The sequence below is a fragment of the Methylobacterium sp. J-067 genome, from assembly GCF_022829465.1.
In the GTDB taxonomy this organism is placed as follows: domain Bacteria; phylum Pseudomonadota; class Alphaproteobacteria; order Rhizobiales; family Beijerinckiaceae; genus Methylobacterium; species Methylobacterium litchii.
Genome location: NZ_JAKSXZ010000025.1, coordinates 1 through 22,351, shown reverse-complemented (window position 1 = coordinate 22,351; position 22,351 = coordinate 1). Strand labels below are relative to the sequence as shown.

At 70.7% G+C, this 22,351-nt stretch carries 21 protein-coding genes; 17 read left to right on the top strand and 4 right to left on the bottom strand.

The annotated features are described in order from the left end of the window. Window positions 1-112: 112 nt before the first annotated feature. The 7 genes from hfq (at window position 113) to MKK52_RS01280 (ending at window position 6,632) form a co-directional block, all read left to right on the top strand. Complete coding sequence (hfq, locus tag MKK52_RS01310; RefSeq protein ID WP_238249876.1) at window positions 113-364, top strand: RNA chaperone Hfq; 252 nt, start codon at window positions 113-115, stop codon at window positions 362-364. A 114-nt stretch (window positions 365-478) separates the two neighbouring features. Then, window positions 479-1,888, top strand: coding sequence for a GTPase HflX (gene hflX / locus MKK52_RS01305; protein ID WP_243951943.1), 1,410 nt, complete (start codon window positions 479-481; stop codon window positions 1,886-1,888). Further along, window positions 1,885-3,135: an adenylate/guanylate cyclase domain-containing protein gene (locus tag MKK52_RS01300; protein WP_243951942.1), complete on the top strand. Its 1,251-nt coding sequence runs from the start codon at window positions 1,885-1,887 to the stop codon at window positions 3,133-3,135. The genes hflX and MKK52_RS01300 overlap by 4 nt, the downstream gene beginning before the upstream one ends. 106 nt (window positions 3,136-3,241) lie before the next feature. Then, window positions 3,242-3,469 (top strand): hypothetical protein, encoded by a 228-nt coding sequence (locus MKK52_RS01295; RefSeq protein ID WP_243951941.1) that lies wholly within the window; start codon window positions 3,242-3,244, stop codon window positions 3,467-3,469. A 96-nt stretch (window positions 3,470-3,565) separates the two neighbouring features. Beyond that, window positions 3,566-4,453 carry a putative selenate ABC transporter substrate-binding protein gene (locus MKK52_RS01290; RefSeq protein ID WP_243951940.1) on the top strand — a complete coding sequence of 296 codons (888 nt, stop codon included), beginning with the start codon at window positions 3,566-3,568 and terminating at the stop codon, window positions 4,451-4,453. Window positions 4,454-4,467: 14 nt separating this feature from the next. Continuing rightward, on the top strand, window positions 4,468-5,133 hold the full coding sequence (locus MKK52_RS01285) for an ATP-binding cassette domain-containing protein (protein WP_243951939.1): 666 nt from the start codon (window positions 4,468-4,470) through the stop codon (window positions 5,131-5,133). Further along, window positions 5,133-6,632 carry a PhnE/PtxC family ABC transporter permease gene (locus tag MKK52_RS01280; protein ID WP_243951938.1) on the top strand — a complete coding sequence of 500 codons (1,500 nt, stop codon included), beginning with the start codon at window positions 5,133-5,135 and terminating at the stop codon, window positions 6,630-6,632. The genes MKK52_RS01285 and MKK52_RS01280 overlap by 1 nt, the downstream gene beginning before the upstream one ends. Here MKK52_RS01280 and MKK52_RS01275 read toward each other — a convergent pair whose 3' ends face one another. Both MKK52_RS01275 and MKK52_RS01270 read right to left on the bottom strand, forming a co-directional pair. Then, the gene (locus MKK52_RS01275) at window positions 6,633-8,873 is read right to left on the bottom strand and encodes a TonB-dependent siderophore receptor (RefSeq protein ID WP_243951937.1); all 2,241 of its coding nucleotides are present in this window, start codon (window positions 8,871-8,873) and stop codon (window positions 6,633-6,635) included. A 201-nt stretch (window positions 8,874-9,074) separates the two neighbouring features. Continuing rightward, a complete protein-coding gene (locus MKK52_RS01270) occupies window positions 9,075-10,307 on the bottom strand; it encodes an alpha/beta hydrolase (protein ID WP_243951936.1) in 1,233 nt (410 codons plus the stop codon). A 238-nt stretch (window positions 10,308-10,545) separates the two neighbouring features. Between MKK52_RS01270 and MKK52_RS01265 the strand changes: the two genes are divergently transcribed. Continuing rightward, complete coding sequence (locus MKK52_RS01265; protein ID WP_243951935.1) at window positions 10,546-10,686, top strand: hypothetical protein; 141 nt, start codon at window positions 10,546-10,548, stop codon at window positions 10,684-10,686. Window positions 10,687-10,690: 4 nt separating this feature from the next. Here the strand turns inward: MKK52_RS01265 and MKK52_RS01260 are convergent, their stop codons facing one another. Both MKK52_RS01260 and MKK52_RS01255 read right to left on the bottom strand, forming a co-directional pair. Continuing rightward, complete coding sequence (locus MKK52_RS01260; RefSeq protein WP_243951934.1) at window positions 10,691-12,331, bottom strand: acyl-CoA synthetase; 1,641 nt, start codon at window positions 12,329-12,331, stop codon at window positions 10,691-10,693. Window positions 12,332-12,400: 69 nt separating this feature from the next. Then, window positions 12,401-12,958, bottom strand: coding sequence for a PAS domain-containing protein (locus tag MKK52_RS01255; protein ID WP_243951933.1), 558 nt, complete (start codon window positions 12,956-12,958; stop codon window positions 12,401-12,403). A gap of 339 nt (window positions 12,959-13,297) precedes the next feature. Here MKK52_RS01255 and MKK52_RS01250 point away from each other — a divergent pair, with 339 nt between their 5' ends. From MKK52_RS01250 to MKK52_RS01210, 9 genes are all read left to right on the top strand, one after another. Then, window positions 13,298-13,945 carry a ParA family protein gene (locus MKK52_RS01250; RefSeq protein ID WP_243951932.1) on the top strand — a complete coding sequence of 216 codons (648 nt, stop codon included), beginning with the start codon at window positions 13,298-13,300 and terminating at the stop codon, window positions 13,943-13,945. Further along, window positions 13,929-14,270 carry a ribbon-helix-helix domain-containing protein gene (locus tag MKK52_RS01245; RefSeq protein ID WP_243951931.1) on the top strand — a complete coding sequence of 114 codons (342 nt, stop codon included), beginning with the start codon at window positions 13,929-13,931 and terminating at the stop codon, window positions 14,268-14,270. Before MKK52_RS01250 ends, MKK52_RS01245 begins: the two co-directional genes overlap by 17 nt. A gap of 256 nt (window positions 14,271-14,526) precedes the next feature. Then, window positions 14,527-15,732: a septal ring lytic transglycosylase RlpA family protein gene (locus MKK52_RS01240; RefSeq protein WP_243951930.1), complete on the top strand. Its 1,206-nt coding sequence runs from the start codon at window positions 14,527-14,529 to the stop codon at window positions 15,730-15,732. A gap of 135 nt (window positions 15,733-15,867) precedes the next feature. Then, a complete protein-coding gene (locus tag MKK52_RS01235) occupies window positions 15,868-17,088 on the top strand; it encodes a D-alanyl-D-alanine carboxypeptidase family protein (protein WP_243951929.1) in 1,221 nt (406 codons plus the stop codon). A gap of 16 nt (window positions 17,089-17,104) precedes the next feature. Further along, window positions 17,105-17,782: a dTMP kinase gene (gene tmk, locus MKK52_RS01230; RefSeq protein WP_243951985.1), complete on the top strand. Its 678-nt coding sequence runs from the start codon at window positions 17,105-17,107 to the stop codon at window positions 17,780-17,782. Then, window positions 17,775-18,809, top strand: a complete 1,035-nt coding sequence (locus MKK52_RS01225) for a DNA polymerase III subunit delta' (protein WP_243951928.1) — start codon at window positions 17,775-17,777, stop codon at window positions 18,807-18,809. The genes tmk and MKK52_RS01225 overlap by 8 nt, the downstream gene beginning before the upstream one ends. Window positions 18,810-18,850: 41 nt before the next feature. After that, entirely contained in the window at window positions 18,851-20,422 is a 1,572-nt protein-coding gene (gene metG, locus MKK52_RS01220; protein ID WP_313898719.1) for a methionine--tRNA ligase, read from the top strand. Between the two features lie 20 nt (window positions 20,423-20,442). Continuing rightward, the gene (locus MKK52_RS01215) at window positions 20,443-21,231 is read left to right on the top strand and encodes a TatD family hydrolase (protein ID WP_243951984.1); all 789 of its coding nucleotides are present in this window, start codon (window positions 20,443-20,445) and stop codon (window positions 21,229-21,231) included. Between the two features lie 43 nt (window positions 21,232-21,274). Continuing rightward, on the top strand, window positions 21,275-22,078 hold the full coding sequence (locus tag MKK52_RS01210; protein WP_243951926.1) for an MBL fold metallo-hydrolase: 804 nt from the start codon (window positions 21,275-21,277) through the stop codon (window positions 22,076-22,078). Window positions 22,079-22,351: the final 273 nt, after the last annotated feature.

The window sequence follows — 22,351 nt, the reverse complement described above, 5'->3', positions numbered from 1 at the left end:
TTGGAATGCAAATGCTTTATACGGAGCCGTCGGCGGGACATCGGACAATTCCGCAGGCGGCGGACCATCCCGAACCGGGCACTCCCATCGGGACAACAAACAGGCGAAGAAAATGGCCGGCGAGCGCGCACAGAACCTTCAGGACACCTTCCTCAATCATGTCCGCAAGAACAAGATCCCGCTGACGATCTTCCTCGTCAACGGCGTTAAACTGCAAGGCGTTGTTACTTGGTTTGACAACTTCTGCGTGCTGCTGCGCCGGGACGGTCATTCCCAGCTCGTCTACAAGCACGCCATCTCCACCATCATGCCGGGCCACCCGGTGCAGCTCTTCGAGCCGGACGAGACGCCCGAGAAGGCGTAAGACCTCGCCCTCTCCCCGATCCAAAGGGAGAGGAGCCAGCCGGTTGGCATCCGCCCCGCCCGCGCCCATATGAGCGTGAGCGAACAAGAGCGAACCGGCGAGCGCCTTTCCTGCATGAGCGAGACTTTGACCTCGGGTGAGGCCCGCCTCCGGGCCCACGCGGCGCCCGAGGGCGAGATCGCCGCCTCGACCCGAACCCTGGTGATCGGCCCCTACCTCGCCCGCAACGCGGGTCCGGCGAGCCGAGTCGCCGCGCCCTCCCGCTCGGTGGAGGCGCGGCTCGACGAGGCGACCGGCCTCGCCGCCGCCATCGAGCTCGACGTCACCCAGAGCCTGCCCATCACCCTGCCGCGCATCCGGCCCTCGACCTATCTCGGCAAGGGCCGGGTCGATGAGATCGCCGGGCTGGTCAAGGCCGAGGAGATCGGCCTCGTGGTGATGGATTGCGCCCTCTCGCCCGTGCAGCAGCGCAACCTCGAGAAGGCCTGGGGCGCCAAGGTCATCGACCGCACCGGCCTGATCCTGGAGATCTTCGGCCGCCGCGCCTCCACCCGCGAGGGCACGCTGCAGGTCGAGCACGCACATCTCGCCTACCAGAAGTCGCGCCTCGTCCGGTCCTGGACCCACCTGGAGCGCCAGCGCGGCGGCTTCGGCTTCCTCGGCGGCCCCGGCGAGACCCAGATCGAGGCCGACCGGCGGATGATCCAGGAGCGCATGACCCGCATCGAGCGCGACCTCGACGCCGTCGTGCGCACCCGCGGCCTGCACCGGCAGAGCCGGGCGCGGGTGCCGTACCCGATCGTGGCGCTGGTGGGCTACACCAATGCCGGGAAGTCGAGCCTGTTCAACACCTTGACCAAGGCCGAGGTCACGGCCAAGGACATGCTGTTCGCGACCCTCGACCCCACCGCGCGGGCGACCAAGCTGCCCCATGGCGAGACGGTGATCCTCTCGGACACGGTGGGCTTCATCTCCGACCTGCCGACCCCGCTCATCGCGGCCTTCCGCGCTACGCTGGAGGACGCCATCGAGGCGGACGTGCTGCTGCATGTGCGCGACGTCAGCCACGAGGACAACGCGGCCCAGGCCGAGGATGTGGGGCAGGTGCTGCACGAGCTCGGCATCGACACGGCGGACGGCCGCCTCATCGAGGTCTGGAACAAGGCCGACCTGCTGGACGAGGGCGAGCGGACGCGGCTCACCAACCTGTCCGGTCAGGAGCGGGTGCGCAACGACCGCGACAGCGACGCGCCGGTCCTCGTCTCGGCGCTGACGGGGGAGGGGCTCGCCGCCCTCACCAGTCGGATCGAGGCGCGGATCGCGAAATCGCGCACGAGCTTCGCGGTGTCCCTGCCGCCGGAGGACGGGGCCGCCCTGCACTGGCTCTACGAGAACGCCGAGATCCTCGACCGGCGCGCGGAGCCGGACGGGACGCTGCACCTCGCCGTGCGCGTCGCCCCCGAAAAGGAGCCGCGCTTCCTGAACCGCTTCGGCGGCGCCCGCCGCCTCGGGCGCGCCGGATGACACCGCCTGCGCCGGCGGTCCCCGAGACCGCCCAGGACGCCGCCCTGCGGGTGATGCAGGAGGGCGGGCAGCCGCGTCTCACGGCGCTGCGGATCGTCATCCTCCTCGTGCTGCTCATGGCCGCCCAGGCCTATGACGGCTCCCTGCACGCCCTGAGCCACTGGTTCATCCTGGGCCTCTACGGCCTCGGCACGGTGTGGTTCGGGCTCGGCGAGCGGGGGCGGAGCCGGTCCGCGACGGCCTATTCCTGGGCGGGGACCGGCCTCAACGCCGTGCTCGCGGTCTACGTCATCGTGGAGCACATGCTGGCCGGGGGTGGCACGGGGGAGGGCGCCGACGCGGTGAGCCGCCTGCCCGCCTACCTGCTCCTGCTGCAGACCGGCCTGAGCATGCAGGTGTCCCACACCCTGCTGTTCTGCGCCATCGTCACCGGGAGCTGGGTGGCCGCCTTCCTCGTGGGGCTCGCCTATCCGGGCCTGTTCCCCGGCTTGAACGGCGATGCGCCGATGCAGGTGATCGGGCTCGCGACCTTCGTCGCCACGGGCCTGCTCGTCATCGACGGGGTCTCCCGCCTGCGCCGGGCCGTGGACCGGACGCTGGAGGTCGAGCGCGAGCGCGGACAGCTCGCCCGCTTCGTGCCGAACGCCATCGCCCGGGACCTCGCCTCGGACGCGATGGGCCTCCACCGCCGCCATGCCTGCCTGCTGATCCTCGACATCCGGGGCTTCTCGGCCCTCAGCCAGCGGCATCCGCCGGAGGAGATGGTGGCCGCCCTGATGGCCGTGCGGGCGCAGACGCAGGGCGCGGTGGCCGCGCAGGGGGGCATGGTCGACAAGTACATCGGCGACGCGGTGCTGGCGCAGTTCATCACCGGCACGGCGGAGGAGCAGGCCCGCGCGGCGGCGGCCTGCGCCCTCGACATCCAGGCCCGCCTCGCGGTGGTGAATGCCCGGCGCCGGGCGGAGGACCGCTTCGCGATCCGCACCGCCACGGCGATCCATGCCGGCCCCCTCCTCGTCGGCGTGTTCGATGACGGAGTGCGGGCCGAGTACACGGTGCTCGGGCCGGCGATGAACATGCTGGCCCGCATCGAGGTCCGCGCCAAGGCCGCCGACCTCGCCATCGCCGCCTCGGAGGAGATCGTGCGCCTGCTGGGCGGCCCCTTCGCGACGCCGTTCCGGCCGCACCCGGTCCCCGGCACCGAGACGGAGCATGGCGCCCTCTACACGATCGACGCGGAATCGTGATTCGCCTGGGAGATCACCCTCCCGATCACGTTCCCGTGCGGCAGGAACTCCCTTGTGCGCGACCGGTTCGCCCGGGGCGGCGCGTGGCCGTGGAGAGTTCATTCCCATGAAGAAGACCATTCTCGGTGCGATGCTCGTCCTCGGGCTGGCCGCCGGCACCGCCGCCCCGTCCTTCGCCTCGCCCGGCGACGGCCTCGACCGGGACGCCGCCGCCCAGGGCAACGGCCGTTTCGGCAACATGCACAGCCAAGCCCAGATGGGTTCGCGCACCGCGATGATGCGCGGCCACGCGATGCGCCGCCGGCACCATCATCACCGCCGCCACCGTTACTGATCGCCGAACTGGCGCGGAGGCGCATTCCCCTCCGCCGCCGCGTGCTCTACGTGGCAGCGGCGGGGGTGTCGCCCTGCGCGCCGGGACGGGGGGATCATGGTCGGGATCGGACGAATCGCGCGGCTCGCCGGCGGGCTGCTGGCGGTGGGGCTCGCGCTGGCGGGGCCGGTCTCGGCCCAGACCAAGCCGCCCCTGGTCTTCACCGGCATCCCCGATCAGGACGAGAGCCGCCTCGTGGAGCGGTTCGGCAAGGTCGCGCAGTATCTCGAAGGCAAGCTCGGCGTGCCGGTGCGCTACGTGCCGGTGAAGAGCTACCCGGCGGCGGTCACCGCCTTCACCAATGGGCAGGTGCAGCTTGCGTGGTTCGGCGGCTTCACCGGGGTCCAGGCCCGCAAGGCGGTGCCGGGCTCGCAGGCCATCGCGCAGGGCGCCGAGGACGCGGCCTTCCGCTTCTACCTCATCGCCAACGCCGCCACCGGCCTGACCCGCGCGGCGGACTTCCCGACATCCATCGCCGGCAAGACCTTCACCTTCGGCGCCCGCGCCTCGACCTCCGGCCGGCTGATGCCGGAATACCGGATCCGCGAGGCCTTCCCCGGCAAGAGCCCCGAGCAGGTCTTCTCCCGCGTCGGCTTCTCCGGCGACCATTCGCGCACGATCCAGCTCGTGCAATCCGGCGCGTTCGAGGTCGGCGCCGTCGACTTCTCGGTGTGGGACCTCGACAGCAAGGCCGGCAAGGTCGATCCCAAGGCGGTCTCGGTGATCTGGGAGAGCCCGCCCTTCCCCGATTACCAGTGGACGGTGCGCGGCGACGTGGACGCGACCTACGGCGCCGGCTTCACCGAGAAGCTGCGGGCGGCGCTGGTGGGCGTCACCGATCCGGCGATCCTCGAACCGTTCGGGCGCTCGAAGTTCATCCCCGTCACCAACGCCGCCTACGAACCGCTGATCGAGGTCGGCAAGGCGACGGGCCTGCTCGACTGATCCGGGACAGGCCGGTGTCCGAACCCCTCCTCGTCCTCAAGGGCGCGCGGGCCGCCTATGGCGGGCGCGAGGTGCTCTCGGGCATCGACCTGACGATCCGCGCGGGCGAGCGCGTCGCCCTGATGGGCCGCTCCGGCGCGGGCAAGTCGACCCTGCTCGGACTGATCCGCGAGCGGATCCCCGAGCAGGTCGCCCTGGTGCCGCAGGCCGCCGCCCTGGTGCGGACCCTGACCGTGTTCCACAACGTCTACATGGGCCGCCTCGACCGCCGCTCGACCCTGCACAACCTGCGCACCCTCGTCCGCCCGGCCAGGGCCGACATCGCCGCCGTGGAGGCGGTGCTCGCCCGCGTCGCCATGGCGGACAAGCTCTGGGCGCGGGCGGGGGAATTGTCCGGGGGGCAGCAGCAGCGGGTCTCGGTGGCGCGCGCCCTCTACAACGGCCGCCCGGTCCTCGTCGGCGACGAGCCGGTCTCGGCGCTGGACCCGCGCCAGGGCGCCGCCGTGCTGACGACCCTGGCCGCGACCCATGGGACCCTGATCCTCGCTCTGCACGACATCGCCCTGGCGCTGGCCCAGGCCGACCGCATCGTGGTGCTGGAGGCCGGGCGCATCGTCCTCGACGCCCCGGCCTCCGAGGTCGATCCTGCCCGGCTCAGGCCGTTCTACGAGGCCGCCTGATGCGCCTCGCCCCGCGCGTGCCGGGCTATCGCGCGGTGAGCGGCGGGTTCGCCCTCGCCGCCCTGCTCTGCCTCGCCGTGGCGGACCTGCACGTCACCACCCTGCACCCGTTCGCGGAGCTCTCGCGGCTCTTCGCGGGGCTGATCCGGCCGGACTTCTGGTCCGTCGAGGGCTGGAGCGTCGTCTACACGGTGGCCTTCGCGGTGCTGGGCGTCGGGTGCGGGGCCGGGGCGGGGTTCCTGCTCGCCATCCACTTCGCCCATTCGCGGATTGTGCGCGTGTTCTGCGCGGCCCTGCGCTCGGTGCACGAATTGTTCTGGGCGCTGCTGCTGATGCAGGTCTTCGGCCTCTCGGCGACGACCGGCGTGCTGGCCATCGCGCTGCCCTATGCCGGGATCTGCGCCAAGGTCTATTCGGAGATCATCGAGGAGGCGGACCTCTCGGCCCTGCGCGTCCTGCCGCCGGGGACGGGGGTGGTCTCGGCCTTCGCCTATGCCCGCCTGCCCGACCTCGCCGGGCGCTTCGCGGACTACACCCTCTACCGCCTCGAATGCGGGATGCGCTCCAGCCTCGTCCTCGGCTTCATCGGCCTGCCGACCATGGGCTTCACCCTCGAATCCGCCTTCCGGCAGGGGCGCTATGCCGAGGCCGGGGCGCTGCTCCTCGTGTTCTACGCGCTGATCGGGACGCGGCGGCTCTGGGTGCGGCGCGGGACTCTGCCAGTCCTCCTCGTGGGCGCCCTTCTGGCCCTGCCGCCCGCCATCGGCCATGCCGCGATCGGCCCGAGCCTCGTCCGCTTCCTCACCCACGACATCGTGCCCGCGCCGCTCCGGGGCGGGGAGGGGACTTGGATATCCCTCTGGGCGTGGTTCCGGCCGATCCTCACCGACCAGATCCTGCCCGGCGCCGCGCAGACCCTGGTGCTGGCGCAGATCGCCCTGGTGGTGACGGCGCTCGGCGCCCTGCTCCTGTTCCCCCTCACCGCCCGCCGCTTCACCGGGCCCCTGGGACGGCCCTTCGGGCGGGTGCTCCTCGTCGTGGTGCGCTCCACGCCGGAATACATGCTGGCCTATCTCTGCCTGCAACTGCTCGGCCCCTCGATGCTGCCGGCGATCATCGCCCTGTCGCTGCACAATGCCGGGATCATCGGCTACCTGATGGGCCGGCACGCCGACGCCATCCCCTACCGGCCCGACGCGCCGCACGGCCTGAACCTCTACGCCTACGAGACCCTGCCCCGGCTCTACGGGCAGTTCCTCGCCTTCCTCCTCTACCGCTGGGAGTTGATCCTGCGGGAGAGCGCCATCTTCGGCATCCTCGGGGTGACGACCCTCGGCTTCTACGTCGATGCCGCGATCTCGGAGCTGCGCCTCGACGTGGCCGTGGTGCTGATCGCGGCCACCGCCCTGCTGACGATGGCCGTCGATGCGCTCTCGCGGGCCCTGCGCCGGGGCTTGCGGATCACCGACCTGCCGACCCGGCTCTCGGATCAGACCTGATCACCACTTGTAGCTCAAGCTCGCCAGCACCCGGCGGGCGTCGCCGTAGAAGCACGAGAAGGACGACTGGCAGGACGAGACGAAGCGCTTGTCGGCGATGTTCGTGGCGTTGACCGCCAGACGCCAGCGGTCCCAGTCGTAGTGCACCTGCGCGTCGAACAGCACGTAGTCCGGCACCCGCAGGGTGTTGGCGGTGTCGGCGAAGGACCGGCCGACGTACCGAACGCCGCCGCCGAAGCCGAAGCCGCGCAACTCGCCCGTCTGGATCGTGTAGTCGAGGAACAGCGAGGCGAAGTTCTCGGGAATGTTCACCGGCACCTTGCCGAGGATGTCGGCGCTGCCGCGTTCGTTGGTCAGGCCGTAGATCGTGTAGGAGGCAATGGCGTTCAGCCCGTCCGTCAGGCTGGCCACGAGCTGGGCCTCGAAGCCGGTGGAGCGCACCTCGCCGAGCTGGGCCTGGAAGATGACGTTGGCGGGGTTGGCCGTCAGGACGTTCTTGCGGTGGATGTCGAAGCCGGCCAGCGTCAGGAAGTAGCCCTGGCCCGGCGGCTCGAACTTCACTCCGCCCTCGATCTGCGTGCCGGTCTCCGGCTTGAAGGTCTGGTTGTTGATGTCCGTGCCGATCAGCGGCTGGAACGAGGTCGAGTAGCTGACATAGGGCGCGAGACCGTAGTCGAAGTTGTAGATCAGCGCCGTGCGGTAGGTGATGCCGGTGTCGCTGCGGCCGTTGCTGCCGGTGGTGTAGAGCTTGTCGTTCACCCGGTTGTCGGCGAAGTCCGTGCGGCCGCCCAGCACGAGGGTCAGGCGATCGCTGAGCTTGATCTGGTCCTGCAGATAGACGCCGAGTTGCTGGAACGAGTTGGCGTTCACCAGATAGGGCAGGGGCCGCCCCGTCGCCGGACCGTAGGCCGGGTTCAGGATGCTGATGTCGGGGACCGAATAGCCCGCCGAGAAGTTCGTGCCCTGGTTATCGTGCAGCTGGTAGTTCTTGTAGTCGAGCCCGAGCAGCACATCGTGACGGAAGAAGCCGTCCGAGAAGCGAGCCTCCAGCTGGTTGTCCACCTGGAACAGGTTGACCTTCGTGCTCGTCAGGAACTGGTAGCGGGCGAGCCGGGTCTGGGCCGCATCGCTGTAGCCGAGCTGGCCGATATCGGCATTCTGCGCGCTCTGATTGAAGGCGTATCGAAGGTTCTGCCGGAAGGCGAAGGTGTCGTCGAAGACGTGCTCGAACTCGTAGCCGACGAAGGCTTGGTCGCGGGTGAAGGTGTTGAAGCCCGCATCGCCGAGGTTCAGGGAGCGCGGGATGCGCAGGCCCGAGAGGTTCGGCCGCACGGTGCCGAGATAGGGTAGGAAGTTCGCCGTCACCGCCGTGTTGTCGTGCTGATAGCTCGACAGCAGGGTGAAGTGCGTGGCCCCGTCCGGCTTATAGGTGAGGGCGGGCGCGATGTAGACGCTGTCGTCCGGAGCGCCGTCCACCTGCGTGCCGCCACGACGGCCGTAGCCGGTCAGGCGGTAGAACCAGTGCCCCTCTTTGTCCGCAGGACCGCCGATGTCGAAGGCGCCGTAGGTCTGGCCGAACGAGCCGCCGCCGAGCTCGACGTAACCGAAGGGATACTCGGTCGGGCGCTTGCTCACCGTGTTGACGATGCCGCCCGGCGAGCCCGCGCCGAACAGCACCGAGGCGGGGCCTCGCAGGATCTCGATCCGCTCCAGGCCGAACGTGTCGATCTTGAAGTAGCCGAAGCCGTAATTCAGCAGCTGCAGCCCGTCGCGGTAGATGCCGTAGTCGCTCACCACGAAGCCGCGCAGAGTCAGGTAGTCGATGCGGGTGTCGGCGCCGAAGGTGCCGGCATAGGCGCCGGCCACGTACTGCGTCGCCTGGGTCAGGGTCTGTGCGTTCTGGTCCCGAAGCTGCTGCTGGCCGATCACGGTGATCGATTGCGGCGTCTCGATCAGAGGCGTGTTGGTCTTGGTGGCCGTGGTCGAGCGTGAAGCCACGTAGCCCGGCACCGGCCCCTTCGGATCCTCGACACCGGCTCGCGGAAGCCCTGACACGATGGCCGAGACCGGCCCCGTCACCCCGCCCGCGCCCCGGCTCTCGACGCTGATCTCGTCGAGCTGGACGCTCGCGCCGGTCCGCGGCGTGGCCTCCTGCGCCTGGGCGGCCGTCAGGGCGGCGAGGGAGGTGCCGGCGAGGATGAGGGCCCGCAGGGCCCCCGTGCGTGTACGACCGACTTCCACTGCCTCACTCCTCGAACGGCCAGCCACCCCCGTTCACCGGGAGGTCCCGGTGCGGCTGCCATGCTGTTTAGAACTATGATAAACTATTGCGCCGACTGCGCTTTTCAGGATGGGTACGTGGCAAAGGCCACGCTCGCAAGGGCGATACGCGCGCTTCCCCAGGCCTGTGGCGAATCGATCACGCCCGCTCGGGGCGGCCCCTCACGGACGCACGCGCCCGGACAGCCAGCCCATCAGGGTGTCGGCGACGAGGTCGCTGTTCTTCTCGACCATGACCATGTGGCCGTTGCCCCGCACCTTCTGGTCGGCGAGGTGGATCACCTCGGGCTTGGCGCCGGCCTGGGCGAGGAAGGCGGCGGTGCAATCGTCGTAGGTGGCGTGGAAGGAGGCCTCCGCCGTCACGATCACGGCGGGCACCTTGGCGATGTTGGGCAGGGTGCGGACGGGCTCGCCCTGCAGCCAGCAGCGGACCTGCCCGTCACCGGAAGGCTTGGCCTGCTGCACCACGGCGAGGTCCTCCGGCGTCTTCACCGGGGGCGCGAAGGTCAGGGGCATGCGGGTGATGCCGTAGGCGCGGGCGCGGCCCTCGCCGGTCTTCTCCCAGAAATCCTTGCCCCCCCGGAACTTCACGTCGAAGAAGGGCGGGCCGCCCGGCTCGACGGCGATATGCGCCTTCACGAGGTCGGGGTGGGAATCCGACAGCGCCCAGCCGAACAACGATCCCTGGCCGTGGGTGACGAGGATGACCGGGCCGGTCCGGTCGAGGAGGGCACCGAGGGCGGTGTCGACCAGATCCTCCGTCTGCTGGGAGTTGGCGAGGTAGGGGACCTGGCTCGCGAAATACTGGTCGAAGCTCGGGTTGCCCTGGACGCCCGGCCCGCCGGCCCATTGGGTGTGCAGCTTGGCCTGGGGATAGAGGTCGTAGACCTCCGGCGCGGTGAAGGTGCGCTCCAGGTCGCGGGTGCCGAGGCGGTCGTAGGGGCCGTAGACCTCGGGGTTGGTGCCGGAGCGCCCGCGCCCGACTTGATCCACCACGTAGACCTGATAGCCCCATTCCACGAAGCGCTGTGCCCAGCCGGAGCGGCCGTCCGGCGTGGTCATGAAGTTGAGGCCGGTCTGGGCGAGGCCGTGGACCATCACCACGGGATAGGGCTGCGTGACCTTCGCGGGGGTGCGGACCTCCACGAACATCTGCCCGACCATCAGGGTCTTCTCGCCGACCTTCTGGTAGCGGCCGCCGACGAAGAAGTAGCTCGCCCGCGTCACCGGATCGCCGGGCGCCGGGGCGGCGGGCTCGTTGGCGGGCCGGGCCACCGTGCCCTGCGCCAGGGCGGCGGAGGCGCCGAGACCTCCCGCGAAAAGGCCTCCCGCGACGATGAGGCCTGCGATCCGCGCCGCCGTCGCCGCGCCGAAACCCCGCCCGTACCGACCCATCCGATCCCCCGCGCCATGCCGCGACCGTCGCGGGCACCTGTGAACGCGCACGCCCGCGCCACATATCCAAGGGCCGGCGGCGGTGCATCAGTCTCGCTACGCGATCCGCATGACGATTCGTGTGGCGGGGCGCCTGCGTCACCGCATCCCCCGGTTGCATACCCGCCTCACCGCCGGGGAATCTGGCGGAATCGGCCGGGGATCGCCACCTTGGGTCGGCGTACAGGAGGAACCTCACGTGGATCCCACACTCGCCCAGGCCGTCCTCGCCGCCGGACTCGCCGCGATCGGCCTTGCCGCGCTCCAGGCCTCCCTGGCCCCCCGCCGGATGCCGGTGCGGGTGAAGGCGAGCGCGTCCCGCCGCCCGCGCCGGGACTGAGCCGTCAGGCGCCGTCCGTGCCCTCGCGGGCGCGGGCGCGCAGGATGTATTTCTGCACCTTGCCGGTGGAGGTCTTGGGCAATTCGCCGAAGATCACGTGGCGCGGCAGCTTGTACGAGGCGAGCCGCCCCCGGCACCATTGGATGAGGTCGTCGGCGGAGGCCGAGGCCCCGGGCTTCAGCTCTACGAAGGCGCAGGGGGTCTCCCCCCATTTCGGGTCGGGCCGGGCCACGACGGCGGCGGCCGTCACCGCCGGATGCTTGAACAGGGCGTCCTCGACCTCGATCGAGGAGATGTTCTCGCCCCCCGAGATGATGATGTCCTTCGAGCGGTCCTTCAGCTGCACGTAGCCGTCCGGGTGCTTCACCCCGAGGTCGCCGGTGCGGAACCAGCCGCCCCTGAACGCCACCTCCGTCGCCGCCGGGTTCTTGAGGTAACCGCGCATCACGACGTTGCCGCGCATCATCACCTCGCCCATCGTCTTGCCGTCGGCGGGCACGGAGTCGAGCGTCTCGGGATCGCGGACGTCGAGGGCTTCGAGCACCGGATAGCGCACGCCCTGCCGCGCCTTCTTGGCCGCCCGCTGGTCCGAGGAGAGGGCGTCCCAGTCGGCGTGCCACGCGTTGACCACCGCCGGGCCGTAGCTCTCCGTCAGCCCGTAGAGATGCGTGACGTCGAACCCCGCCTCGGACATGCCGGCGAGCACCGCCTCCGGCGGCGGGGCGGCGGCGGTGAAGAACGCCACCCGGTTGGAGAGGGGACGCCGCTCCGCGTCCGAGGCGTTGATGAGGAGCTGCATCACCACCGGCGCGCCGCAGAGATGCGTGACGCCGTGCTCGGCCATCAGCCGGTACATGGCCTCGGCCCGCACCTGCCGCAGGCAGACATGGGTGCCGGCCACCACCGAGAGGGTCCAGGGGAAGCACCAGCCGTTGCAGTGGAACATCGGCAGGGTCCACAGATAGACCGGGTGCTGGCCGAGCCCGCCCGTCACCACGTTGCCGAGCGCCAGCAGGGCCGCGCCGCGATGGTGGTAGACCACGCCCTTCGGGTCGCCCGTGGTCCCGGACGTGTAGTTCAGGGAGATCGCGTCCCACTCGTCCGCGGGGAGGGACCATTCCGCCTCCGGGTCCCCGGCGGCGAGGAGCGCCTCGTAGCCGAGTTCGCCCAGGGCCTCGCCGGGGCCGTCGTATTCGGGATCGTCCACGTCGATGACGAGGGGGGCCCGCGCCATCGCCGCCAGGGCCGGGCCGGCGATGCGGGAGAATTCCCGGTCGGTGATCAGGATCTTCGCCTCGCCGTGCTCCAGGCAGAAGCGGATCGCGGCGGCGTCGAGGCGGGTGTTGAGGGTGTTGAGCACCGCCCCCGTCATGGGCACGCCATAGTGGCACTCGACCATCTCGGGGGTGTTGGCGAGGAGCACGGCCACCGTGTCGCCCCGGCCGATGCCCCTCGCCGCCAGCGCCGAGGCGAGGCGCCGGGCGCGGCCGTAGAGGTCGGCATAGGTCCGGCGCAGCCCGCCATGGATCACCGCCACGTGGTCGGGGAAGACCCGCGCCGCCCGGTCGAGATAGAGGAGGGGGGTCAGCGGCTGGTAGTTGGCCGCGACCCGGTCGAGATCCCGGTCGTAGATCGTGTCGCCCATCGTCCCCTCCGTCGTTGGCGGGGACGGTAGCGTGCCGGTGCCGGGCAGTTCAATCGCTTGAGGGCCGGCTCAGTGACGGGATTCGTCCTCGGGTTCCGGCAGGAAGCGGGCGAGCTCGAACCCGACCTCGATCATCAGGCGCTCGACGCGCTCGATCAGCACCGGGCGCTGCAGCGTCTGGGCGAGGCCGCGCAGGGCGATGACGTGCTCGGCCATGCGGTTCATCACCTGCTCGGTCTGGAGCAGGCCGGCGGATTGCTCCTCCGTGCGGTCGATGGCGATGCCGCAACCCTGGGCGACGGAGCCGGTGGCGTCGCGCTCGATCCGGCCGCGCATCACCAGGGTGCGGATGCCCGCCTGCGCGTCGCAGGTGCGGAACTCGGCCTCCACCGGGCCGCCGATCGCGCTGACGGCATAGAGGTAGTTCTCGATCCGCGCCCGGTCGTCGGGATGGGTGCGGTCGAGGAAGGTCGCCAGCGGCACGCCCTGCGCCGCCGCCACCGGATCGAGCCCGAGCAGACCGGGGAAGGCGCCCGACAGGGAGAGACAGCCCGCCCAGTGGTCGTGCACCCAGGTGCCCACGACGCCGGACGCCTTGAGCACGGATTGCGGGATCGTTGAGTCCATCGTCATCGTCCTGGCCGCTGTTTACCTGAGGTTAGTCTGCTCAAGGCATCCGGCACCTGCTAGAACGACGCTACGTCATTCACTTCACACTGAAAAGCCCGCTCCAGCGATTCGCGGCCATTTCTAAACCTGAAGTATGATTTCCACCGGATTTTCCGCGCAATCCGGCGGGGCCCGGGGCAGGGGCCCTTAACGAAGCATTAACCATGCTGGGACCAACTCAGGATCCTGACATCCTTGGATCTCAGGATCGCACAGGATGCAAAACGACGACCTCAGGTTGCACGGGGGCCCGTGCCGTCCTGGCGTCGTTCCCGCGCGTGCAGGAGGACGTCCCGGATGAAAGCGCTGACCTTCGTCACCCAGAAGGGCGGGAGCGGCAAGAGCACGCTCTGCATCTCCCTGGCCGTCGCCGCCCGCGAGGCGGGGCATTCCGTCTGCATCCTCGAGATGGACCGTCAGGCCACCGTCTCGGACTGGCTCGACCACCGCACGGTGGAGGGGCCGGAGGTCGCGCAGATCGACGCCGCCCAACTGGAGCCGGTGATGGAGCGCCTGCGCGACTCGGCCTACGATTACGTCTTCATCGACACGCCCGGCGTCGATTCCCCCGGCACCCTGTCGGCGATCCGCGCCGCCGACCTCTGCATCATCCCCTGCCGGCCGACCCCCGCCGACCTGCGCGCCTTCAAGCCGACGCTGGCCGCGATCTACCGGCTGGAGAAGAAGTTCGCCTTCGTCCTGAACCAGACCCCGCCCCGCTCCTACCGCGTGCGCGACGCCGCCGACGGCCTCGCTGTCCTCGGCATCCTGCCGGACGTGAACATCGTCGCCCGCACCGACCACCAGGACGCGATCGGCCTCGGCCTCGGCGTCACCGAGCTGAACCCGAAGGGCCAGGCCGCCGCCGAGGTGCGCAAGCTCTGGTCTTGGATCGAGCGCCGCAGCCAGAACGCCCGGACGGACAAGCATGTCCAAGCCGCCTAAGCTCAGCCTCGCGGCCATCGTGGCGGCGGCCACGCCCCCGGAGCGCTCCGCCCCGGCCCGCGCCGTGACCGCCCTCCGCAGCGCCGAGATCGTCGCCCTCGCCCCCGCCGCCCGGCCGGAGCCCGTGCCCGAGACCCGGACGCTCAAGCAGCGCGCCCGCCAGATGTCCGTCTATCTGGAGCCGCCGGTCTACGATCAGCTGCGCGACCTCGCCCATGCCGAGCGCACCAAGATGCACGGCCTGATGCTGGAAGCCCTCGACCTGCTGTTCAAGCAGCGCGGTTCCTGCTCCATCGCCCAGCTGACGGAGCATCCCCCGCGCTGATTCCCCTGCCCTGAGAACGGGATGAGACGTGATCCTCGCGCCCCGCGCGAGGACGTCTTTTCGGAGGGCCCAGGAAGCCGCGCCCCTGCAACCCGTTGCGAGCACAACCTCGCGTAGAGGTTGAAGCGGGGCAGTGGATCGTGGCGTGTCTGAGCGATCCGTTCAGCCTTCCTTTACGTCACACCGACAATTCTCCGCGGACCCGGTGCTGCCGGGTGACGTCCGGTTTTCACGCGTAGAGTTGGTGTCCCCGCGCATGACGCACCTTCGACCCGGGCGTTTGGCCCTGCGGTTCCTGGCCGTCTCGGGCGTGGCGCTCGCCACCGCCAACTGCGCCTCGAACACCGCGACGAAGTTCGCCGCGACCGGCAACGGCGTCGATCCGAAATACGGGGTGAAGGCGAGCCCGCGTCTCTATAACGAGGGCGACACGATCCCGAAGGGCGGCGGACGCCGCTACACCGGCAAGCCCTACGTGGTCGCCGGCCAGACCTACGCCCCCCGCGAGAACCCGGCGGGCTACGTCCGCGAGGGTCTGGCCTCGTGGTACGGCTCCGCCTTCCACGGCCGGATGACGGCCAACGGCGAGGTGTTCGACCGCCATTCCATCGCCGCCGCCCACCCGACCCTGCCGCTCCCGAGCTACGTCCGGGTGACGAACCTCGAGAACCACTCCTCGATGATCGTGCGGGTGAACGACCGCGGCCCCTACCATGCCGGGCGCGTCATGGATGTCTCGGAGGAGACGGCCGAGGCCCTGGGCTTCCACCGCAAGGGCACGGCCCACGTGCGGGTGGAATATGTCGGCAAGGCCTCGCTCGCCGGCTCGGACGACCGCAAGCTCCTCGCCACCCTGCGCACGGACGGCCAGCCGGCCGGCTCGCGCTCGGCGGTGATGGTGGCCGATCTCGGCCCGGTGGAGGAGACGGAGAAGTTCAGCCGGGGGGCGACGCCGCTCGCCTACAAGCCGGCCCCCGAGCGGGACGAGGCCGCCGAGGAGGCTCCGCGCCGTCCCGTCCGCGCGCCGATCGTGCTGGCGAGCGCCGCCGTCTCCGTGCCGGCCGCCCTGCAGCCCACCGCCAGCCGCACGCGGGAGTTCAAGCCGGCGCCGGTCCAGACGGCGGCGGTCAAGCTCGCGCCGGTCAAGGTGGCGGCGGTCTCCGTCTCCGGCGGCAACCCAGCGGCTCTGCATTCCGCGGCGCATGCCTCGGCCAAGGTCGCGCCGGCGACCCGCGTCGCCTCGGTGGCGCCCGAGCCTCACCGGCCGGCCGGGCGCGGCGCGCCCGCCGCGATGCCGGCCTCGGCCAAGCTCGCCATGGCCCAGCTCAGCGCCAAGGCGGCGCCGGCGGTCAAGGAGAGCGGCAAGGGGTCCGCGAAGCCGGTGGTGAAGCAGGCCGCGAAGGCCCCCGAGCCGCCCGCGCGGTCCGGCGGGCACGGCACGCGCTACGCGGGCATCTACTAGGCGCCGCGTTGCGGCAATTCGCGTTCGATCCCGGTGGGGAAACGCGATATGGTCACGCTCGTTGCCGCCTGAGTTGTTTCGCGCCGCAGGTTTCTGCCCCACAAGCGCGCGACGCAGACCCGCCGGAGATCCGCGATGCGCAGGACCGTTCTGTCTCTCCTGGCCGCCGGCGTCGCCACGGCGCTGGCCCTGGCCGCGCCCGCGTGGGCGCAATCCTTCCAGACGGCGGCGCCGCACGCGATCCTGATCGACGCCGATTCCGGCTCGGTCCTGTTCGAGAAGGCCGCCGACGAGCGCTTCTCCCCGGCCAGCATGGCCAAGCTGATGACCACGGACATCGTGTTCGAGGCGCTGAAATCCGGCCGCCTGTCCATGGACACCGAGTTCACGGTGACGGAGGACGCCTGGAAGCGCGGCGGCGCGGGGGGCGGGGGCTCCTCGATGTTCGCCCAGGTGAACAGCCGCATCAAGATGTCGGACCTGCTGCGCGGGCTGATCGTCCAGTCGGGCAACGACGCGGCGATCACCATCGCCGAGAACATGGCCGGCACCGAGGAATCCTTCGCCGGGCTGATGAACCAGCGGGCCAAGGAGATCGGCCTGACGAACTCCACCTTCCGCAACGCCACCGGCTACTCGGCGCCCGACCAGAAGGTGACCGCCCGGGACATGGCGAGGCTCGCGATCCACCTGATCGACACCTACCCGGACCTCTACAAGATCTTCTCCGAGCGCGAGTTCACCTGGAACAAGATCCGCCAGCAGAACCGCAACCCGCTCCTCACCCTCGACATCGGCGCCGACGGGCTCAAGACCGGCTTCCTGGAGGAATCCGGCTACGCGCTGACCGGCTCGGCGGTGCAGAACGGCCAGCGCCTCGTCCTCGTGGTCTCCGGCCTCAAGACCGCGCGGGACCGCGCCTCGGAATCGCGCAAGCTGATGGAATGGGGGTTCCGCGCCTTCGAGCCGCGGCAGGTCTTCGCCCCCGGCGAGACCGTGGCCGAGGCCTCGGTCTATGGCGGCGATGCCGGCTCGGTCCCCCTGGTGGCGAAGAAGCCGGTGCGGGTGCTCCTGCCGCGCGGCGCCAGCGACAAGGTCAGCGCCAAGGTGGTCTACCAGGGCCCTCTCGTCGCCCCCATCACCGAGGGGCAGCAGGTCGGCGTGCTGCGGGTCCAGCGCGGCGACACCGTCGCCCTCGACCTGCCCCTCTATGCCGGCGCTTCGGTGGGGCAGGGCACCCTCAGCCAGCGGGCCATGGACGCGGCGCTGGAATTCGGCACCGGGCTGATGCGCAAGGCCTTCGACAAGGCCTCGGGCGCCAAGCCCGAGGACCGGGCCGCCGCCAACCCGTCGTGACCGCGCGCCCGTGACGATGCAGGACCCGACGCCGCCGAAGGGAGGCCTCTTCATCACGTTCGAGGGCGGGGAGGGGGCGGGCAAGTCGACCCAGGTCGCCCGCCTCGCGGCCACCCTGCGCGCCCGCACCGGCCGCCCGGTGGTGGTGACGCGCGAGCCCGGCGGCTCGGCCTATGCCGAGGAGATCCGCGCGGCCCTGCTCGCCGGGGCGGCCAAGCCCTACGGCCCTTTCGCGGAGGCCCTGCTGTTCAGCGCCGCCCGGCTCGACCATCTCGACCGGCTGATCCGCCCGGCTTTGGCCCGGGGCGAGACCGTGATCTGCGACCGCTTCAGCGATTCCACCCGCGCCTACCAGGGCGCGGCGGGCGGGCTCGACCCGTCCGTGCTCACCGCCCTGGAGCGGGTCGTGGTCGGCCCCACCCGGCCCGACCTGACCCTGATCCTCGACCTGTCGCCGGAGACCGGCCTCGCCCGCGCCGCCGCGCGAGGCGGGGAGGGACTGGACCGGTTCGAATCCGAGGCGCTGAGCTTCCATGCCCGCCTGCGCGCCGCCTTCCTCACCATCGCCGCGTACGAGCCGGGGCGCTGCGCGGTGATCGACGCCACCGCCGACCCGGACACCGTCGAGGCCGCCATCGCCGCGACGGTCGCCGCGCGCCTGCCGGCCCTGGCCGGGGAGGGCGCCCATGGCTGAGGCGGCGGACGAGGAGATCGGCGACCGGGCGGGCATCCCCCGCCCCCGCGAGACCGCGACGCTGATCGGCCACGGCGCGGCCGAGGCCGCCTTCGCGGAGGGCATCGCCGCCGGGCGGCTGCACCATGCGTGGCTGATCGGCGGCCCCCAGGGCATCGGCAAGGCGACGCTGGCCTACCGGGTGGCCCGGCGGCTCCTGGCCTATCCGCAGGGCACCGGGCCGGCGGGCCTGGCGATCCCCGACAACCACCCGATCCACGGGCAGGTGGCGGGCCTATCGCATCCGAACCTCGTGGCCCTGCGCCGTCACAAGGCCCACGGGGCCAAGACCCTGCCGACGAAGATCTCCGTCGACATGGTGCGCAAGGCGCTGGACCTCTTCGCCTCCACCGCCACCGATTCCGGGTGGCGGATCTGCGTGGTGGACAGCGCCGAGGACCTGAACGCCAACGCCGCCAACGCCCTGCTCAAGGTGCTGGAGGAGCCGCCGCCGCGCGCCCTGTTCCTGATCCTCGCCCACCAGCCCGGCCGGCTCCTGCCGACGATCCGCTCCCGCTGCCGGGCGATGATCCTGCGCCCCCTGGCGGACGGGGAGGTCGCGGAGGCGATCCGGGCCCTGCCCTTCGCCCAGCCGGAGGAGTCCACCCTGGCGCGGGCCATCGGCCTCGCGGAGGGCTCGGTCGGCCGGGCGCTCGGCCTCGTCGATCCCGTCACCGCCGGCCTCGTGGCGGAGGTCGAGACCCTGCTGTCGCGCGCCGCCAACCCCGATTGGGGCCGGGTGCTCAAGCTCGCCGAGACGCTGGCCGGCCGCGACGGCGAGGAGCGCTTCGCCGCCGCCGGCGACGCGGTGCTGCGCTTCGTCTCCGCCGAACTCGACCGGCGGCAGGGAGAGCCGGTGCAGCGCCTTGCGGCGCTCGTGGAGGTGTGTGAGAAGTTCGCCCGCAGCGCCCGGGAGGCCGCTTCCTACAACCTCGACCGCCGGCCCGTCGTCCTGTCGCTCTTCGCCGACCTGAGCCGGGCCGGGTGATGCACGGGGCGTCCCGGGCCCCTCGATCAGCGGACGCGAGCGTGACGGACGGCCCTTCCCCCCGCAAGACCTTCAGCCTCTCGACGGCGATCTCCTACCCGAACGGCGCGCCGCATATCGGCCACGCCTACGAGGTGATCGCCACCGACGCCATCGCCCGCTTCCACCGGCTGGACGGCTACGATGTGCTGTTCTCCACCGGCACGGACGAGCACGGCCTCAAGATCCAGCAGGCGGCGACCAAGGCGGGGATCACCCCGCGCGACTACGTGGACGGCACCTCCGCGAAGTTCCGCGAGATGGCCGACCGGATGGGCTGCTCCTACGACCGGTTCATCCGCACCACCGAGCCCGCCCATTACGAGGCCGCCCAGGCGATCTGGCGCCGGATGGAGGCCAACGGCGACATCTACCTCGACAAGTATGCCGGCTGGTACTCGGTGCGCGACGAGGCCTATTACGACGAGGCCGAGACCCGGCTGCTGGAGGACGGCTCCCGCCGCTCGATCGCCACCGACACGCCCGTCGTCTGGATGGAGGAGGAGAATTTTCTCTTCCGCCTCTCCGCCTACCAGGAGAGGCTGCTGGCGCTCTACGAGGACCAGCCGGGATTCATCGGGCCGGATACACGGCGCAACGAGGTGGCGAGCTTCGTCCGCGCCGGGCTGAAGGACCTCTCGGTCAGCCGCACGAACTTCGATTGGGGCGTGCCGGTGCCGGAGCATCCGGGCCACGTTATGTATGTCTGGGTCGATGCCCTCACCAACTACCTGACGGTGACCGGCTTCCCCGACGAGGCGAGCCCCGGAAAAAAATTCTGGCCGATGGACCTGCACGTCATCGGCAAGGACATCGTGCGCTTCCACGCGGTCTACTGGCCCGCCTTCCTGATGGCGGCCGGGCTGCCGCTGCCGAAGCGCGTGTTCGGCCACGGCTTCTTCCTGAGCAAGGGGGAGAAGATGTCGAAGTCGCTTGGCAACGTGGTCGATCCGTTCGACCTCGCCGAGACCTTCGGCGTCGATGCCGTGCGCTATTTCTGCCTGCGCGAGGCGCCCTTCGGCGGCGACGGCAATTACGACCACGCGGCGATCATCAACCGCATCAACGCCGACCTCGCCAACGACCTCGGCAACCTCGCCCAGCGCTCCCTCTCGATGGTGGGCAAAAACTGCGACGCCGCCGTGCCGGAGCCGGGCGAGTTGGCCGAGGTCGACCGCGCGATGCTGGCCCAGGCCGATGCGCTCGCCGACAGGGCGCGGGGCCTGATGAAGGACCTCGAGCTCCACGCGATCCTCGCGGAGATCTGGGCGGTGGTGGCCGAGGCGAACCGCTACTTCGCGGGCCAGGAGCCGTGGAAGCTGCGCAAGAGCGATCCGGCGCGGATGAACGCGGTGCTCTACACCACCCTGGAGACGATCCGCTGCGTCGCGATCCTCGTGCAGCCCTTCGTGCCGGGCTCGGCGGGCAAGCTCCTCGACCTGCTGGCGGTGCCGGAGGACGCCCGGACCTTCGCGCAGCTCGGGGAGGGCGGCCGCCTCAAGGCCGGCACGCCCCTGCCCGCCCCGAGCCCGGTCTTCCCCCGCTTCGAGCGGCCGGAGGCGCCGGCGGCGTGACCTCTTTTTCCCACGATACCATGCTGATCGACAGCCACTGCCATCTCGACTTCCCCGACTTCGCCAGCGACCTGGCCGGCGTGATCGCCCGCGCCCGGGACGCGGGCGTCGGGGGGATGCTCACCATCTCGACCCGCGTCGCGAAGGTCGCGACCTACCGGGCCATCGCCGAGGCGCACCCGGAGGTGTGGTTCACGGTGGGCACCCATCCCGATGGGGCAGGGGAGGAGCCCGACACGCCGCCGGAGACCATCGCGGCGCTCGCCGACCATCCGCGCTGCGTCGGGATCGGCGAGGCGGGGCTCGACTATCACTACCCCGACGCGGCCCCCGCCGCCGTGCAGGAAGGCGTGCTGCGCGCCCATATCGAGGCCTCGCGGCAGGCGGGGCGCCCCCTCGTCATCCATGCCCGGGACGCGGACGCGCATATGGAGCAGGTGCTGACGCAGGAGATGGCCAAGTCGCCGTTCCGGGCGGTGCTGCACTGTTTCTCCTCCGGCGCCCGGCTCGCCGAGGTGGGAGTGGAGATCGGCCTGTACGTCTCCTTCTCGGGGATCGTGACCTTCCGCCGCTCGCACGCGCTGCGCGACATCGCCCGCAAGGTCCCGCAGGACCGGATCCTCGTGGAGACCGACGCGCCCTTCCTGGCGCCGGAGCCCCATCGCGGACGCACCAACGAGCCGGCCTACACCGCCCACACCGCCCGCTCATTGGCCGCCACCCTCGACCTGCCGGAAGTGGAGCTGGCGCGGATCACCACGGCCAATTTCTTCCGCCTGTTCGACAGGGCACGACCGGGACGGGCGTGACAGGGGCCGCCCTCCCGCGATACGACCGAACCGGGAGATCCGGATGGCGACGCTGACCCTGCGTATCCTTGGTTGCGGCTCGTCCGGCGGCGTACCGCGCGTCGGCAGCGGCTGGGGCGCCTGCGATCCAAACGAACCGCGCAATCGCCGCCGCCGCTGCTCCATCCTTGTGGAGCGCGAAGGGGAGGGCGGACGCACCAGCGTCCTCGTGGACACCTCCCCCGACCTGCGCGAGCAGCTCCTCGACGCGGGGACGGACCGGCTCGACGCGGTGCTGTTCACCCATTCCCATGCCGACCACACCCACGGGATCGACGACCTGCGCCCGCTGGTGATCCGTATGCGCGGGCGCATCCCGGTCTATGCCGACGCCCGCACCCGGGACCTGCTCACCGCCCGGTTCGGCTATTGCTTCGTCCGGCCGGAGGGCAGCGACTATCCGCCGATCCTCGACCTGCACGACCTCGCCCATGAGGGGAGGGTGGCCGTCGAGGGGCCGGGCGGCGCGGTGGAGGCAGAGCCCCTCCCCGTGGAGCACGGCAACGAGCCGGCGCTCGGCTTCCGCTTCGGCAGGGTGGCCTACATGCCCGATGTCAGCCTGATCCCGCCCCGGAGTCTGGAGCGCCTCTACGGGCTCGACCTGCTCATCATCGACGCCCTGCGGGACACCCCGCACCCGACCCATTTCTCCGTCACCGACGCCCTGAACCTCATCGCGCAGGTGAAGCCGGGGAGGGCGGTGCTCACGAACCTCCACACCGATCTCGACTATGCCAGCCTCGCCGCGCGCCTGCCGGAAACCGTGGTGCCGGCCTATGACGGGCTGGTCCTCACCCTCCCCGCGTGAGGGCTGCGACAGGCTGCGGCGCGGGATTCGGCATTTTCGCGTAAATCGCTGTTGACGACCCTGAGCCGACTGCGTATACCCCTGTTCATCGGCGCCGGCCGCGGAAGCGAACCGGACGCTGGACTGTCTGTCTCTGGTGCTGCTGATGTGGCGCTGAGGTAGGCAACCTTACCGAACAATCGAGCGGGACGTGCCTGGCGGTGGTTTAAGCCGGGTGTGGGTCGGTTCGTGAGTTTCGTAAGGATGAGGTCTCCGCCACCGGGTGTGAGGCTT

What these genes read in the sequence shown, in the direction of transcription:
- hfq (WP_238249876.1), top strand. Translation starts at nt 113, where the DNA reads ATGGCCGGCGAGCGCGCACAGAACCTTCAGGACACCTTCCTCAATCAT.
- hflX (WP_243951943.1), top strand. Translation starts at nt 479, where the DNA reads ATGAGCGAGACTTTGACCTCGGGTGAGGCCCGCCTCCGGGCCCACGCG.
- MKK52_RS01300 (WP_243951942.1), top strand. Translation starts at nt 1,885, where the DNA reads ATGACACCGCCTGCGCCGGCGGTCCCCGAGACCGCCCAGGACGCCGCC.
- MKK52_RS01295 (WP_243951941.1), top strand. Translation starts at nt 3,242, where the DNA reads ATGAAGAAGACCATTCTCGGTGCGATGCTCGTCCTCGGGCTGGCCGCC.
- MKK52_RS01290 (WP_243951940.1), top strand. Translation starts at nt 3,566, where the DNA reads ATGGTCGGGATCGGACGAATCGCGCGGCTCGCCGGCGGGCTGCTGGCG.
- MKK52_RS01280 (WP_243951938.1), top strand. Translation starts at nt 5,133, where the DNA reads ATGCGCCTCGCCCCGCGCGTGCCGGGCTATCGCGCGGTGAGCGGCGGG.
- MKK52_RS01270 (WP_243951936.1), bottom strand. Translation starts at nt 10,307, where the DNA reads ATGGGTCGGTACGGGCGGGGTTTCGGCGCGGCGACGGCGGCGCGGATC.
- MKK52_RS01260 (WP_243951934.1), bottom strand. Translation starts at nt 12,331, where the DNA reads ATGGGCGACACGATCTACGACCGGGATCTCGACCGGGTCGCGGCCAAC.
- MKK52_RS01255 (WP_243951933.1), bottom strand. Translation starts at nt 12,958, where the DNA reads ATGGACTCAACGATCCCGCAATCCGTGCTCAAGGCGTCCGGCGTCGTG.
- MKK52_RS01250 (WP_243951932.1), top strand. Translation starts at nt 13,298, where the DNA reads ATGAAAGCGCTGACCTTCGTCACCCAGAAGGGCGGGAGCGGCAAGAGC.
- MKK52_RS01245 (WP_243951931.1), top strand. Translation starts at nt 13,929, where the DNA reads ATGTCCAAGCCGCCTAAGCTCAGCCTCGCGGCCATCGTGGCGGCGGCC.
- MKK52_RS01240 (WP_243951930.1), top strand. Translation starts at nt 14,527, where the DNA reads ATGACGCACCTTCGACCCGGGCGTTTGGCCCTGCGGTTCCTGGCCGTC.
- MKK52_RS01235 (WP_243951929.1), top strand. Translation starts at nt 15,868, where the DNA reads ATGCGCAGGACCGTTCTGTCTCTCCTGGCCGCCGGCGTCGCCACGGCG.
- tmk (WP_243951985.1), top strand. Translation starts at nt 17,105, where the DNA reads ATGCAGGACCCGACGCCGCCGAAGGGAGGCCTCTTCATCACGTTCGAG.
- MKK52_RS01225 (WP_243951928.1), top strand. Translation starts at nt 17,775, where the DNA reads ATGGCTGAGGCGGCGGACGAGGAGATCGGCGACCGGGCGGGCATCCCC.
- MKK52_RS01215 (WP_243951984.1), top strand. Translation starts at nt 20,443, where the DNA reads ATGCTGATCGACAGCCACTGCCATCTCGACTTCCCCGACTTCGCCAGC.
- MKK52_RS01210 (WP_243951926.1), top strand. Translation starts at nt 21,275, where the DNA reads ATGGCGACGCTGACCCTGCGTATCCTTGGTTGCGGCTCGTCCGGCGGC.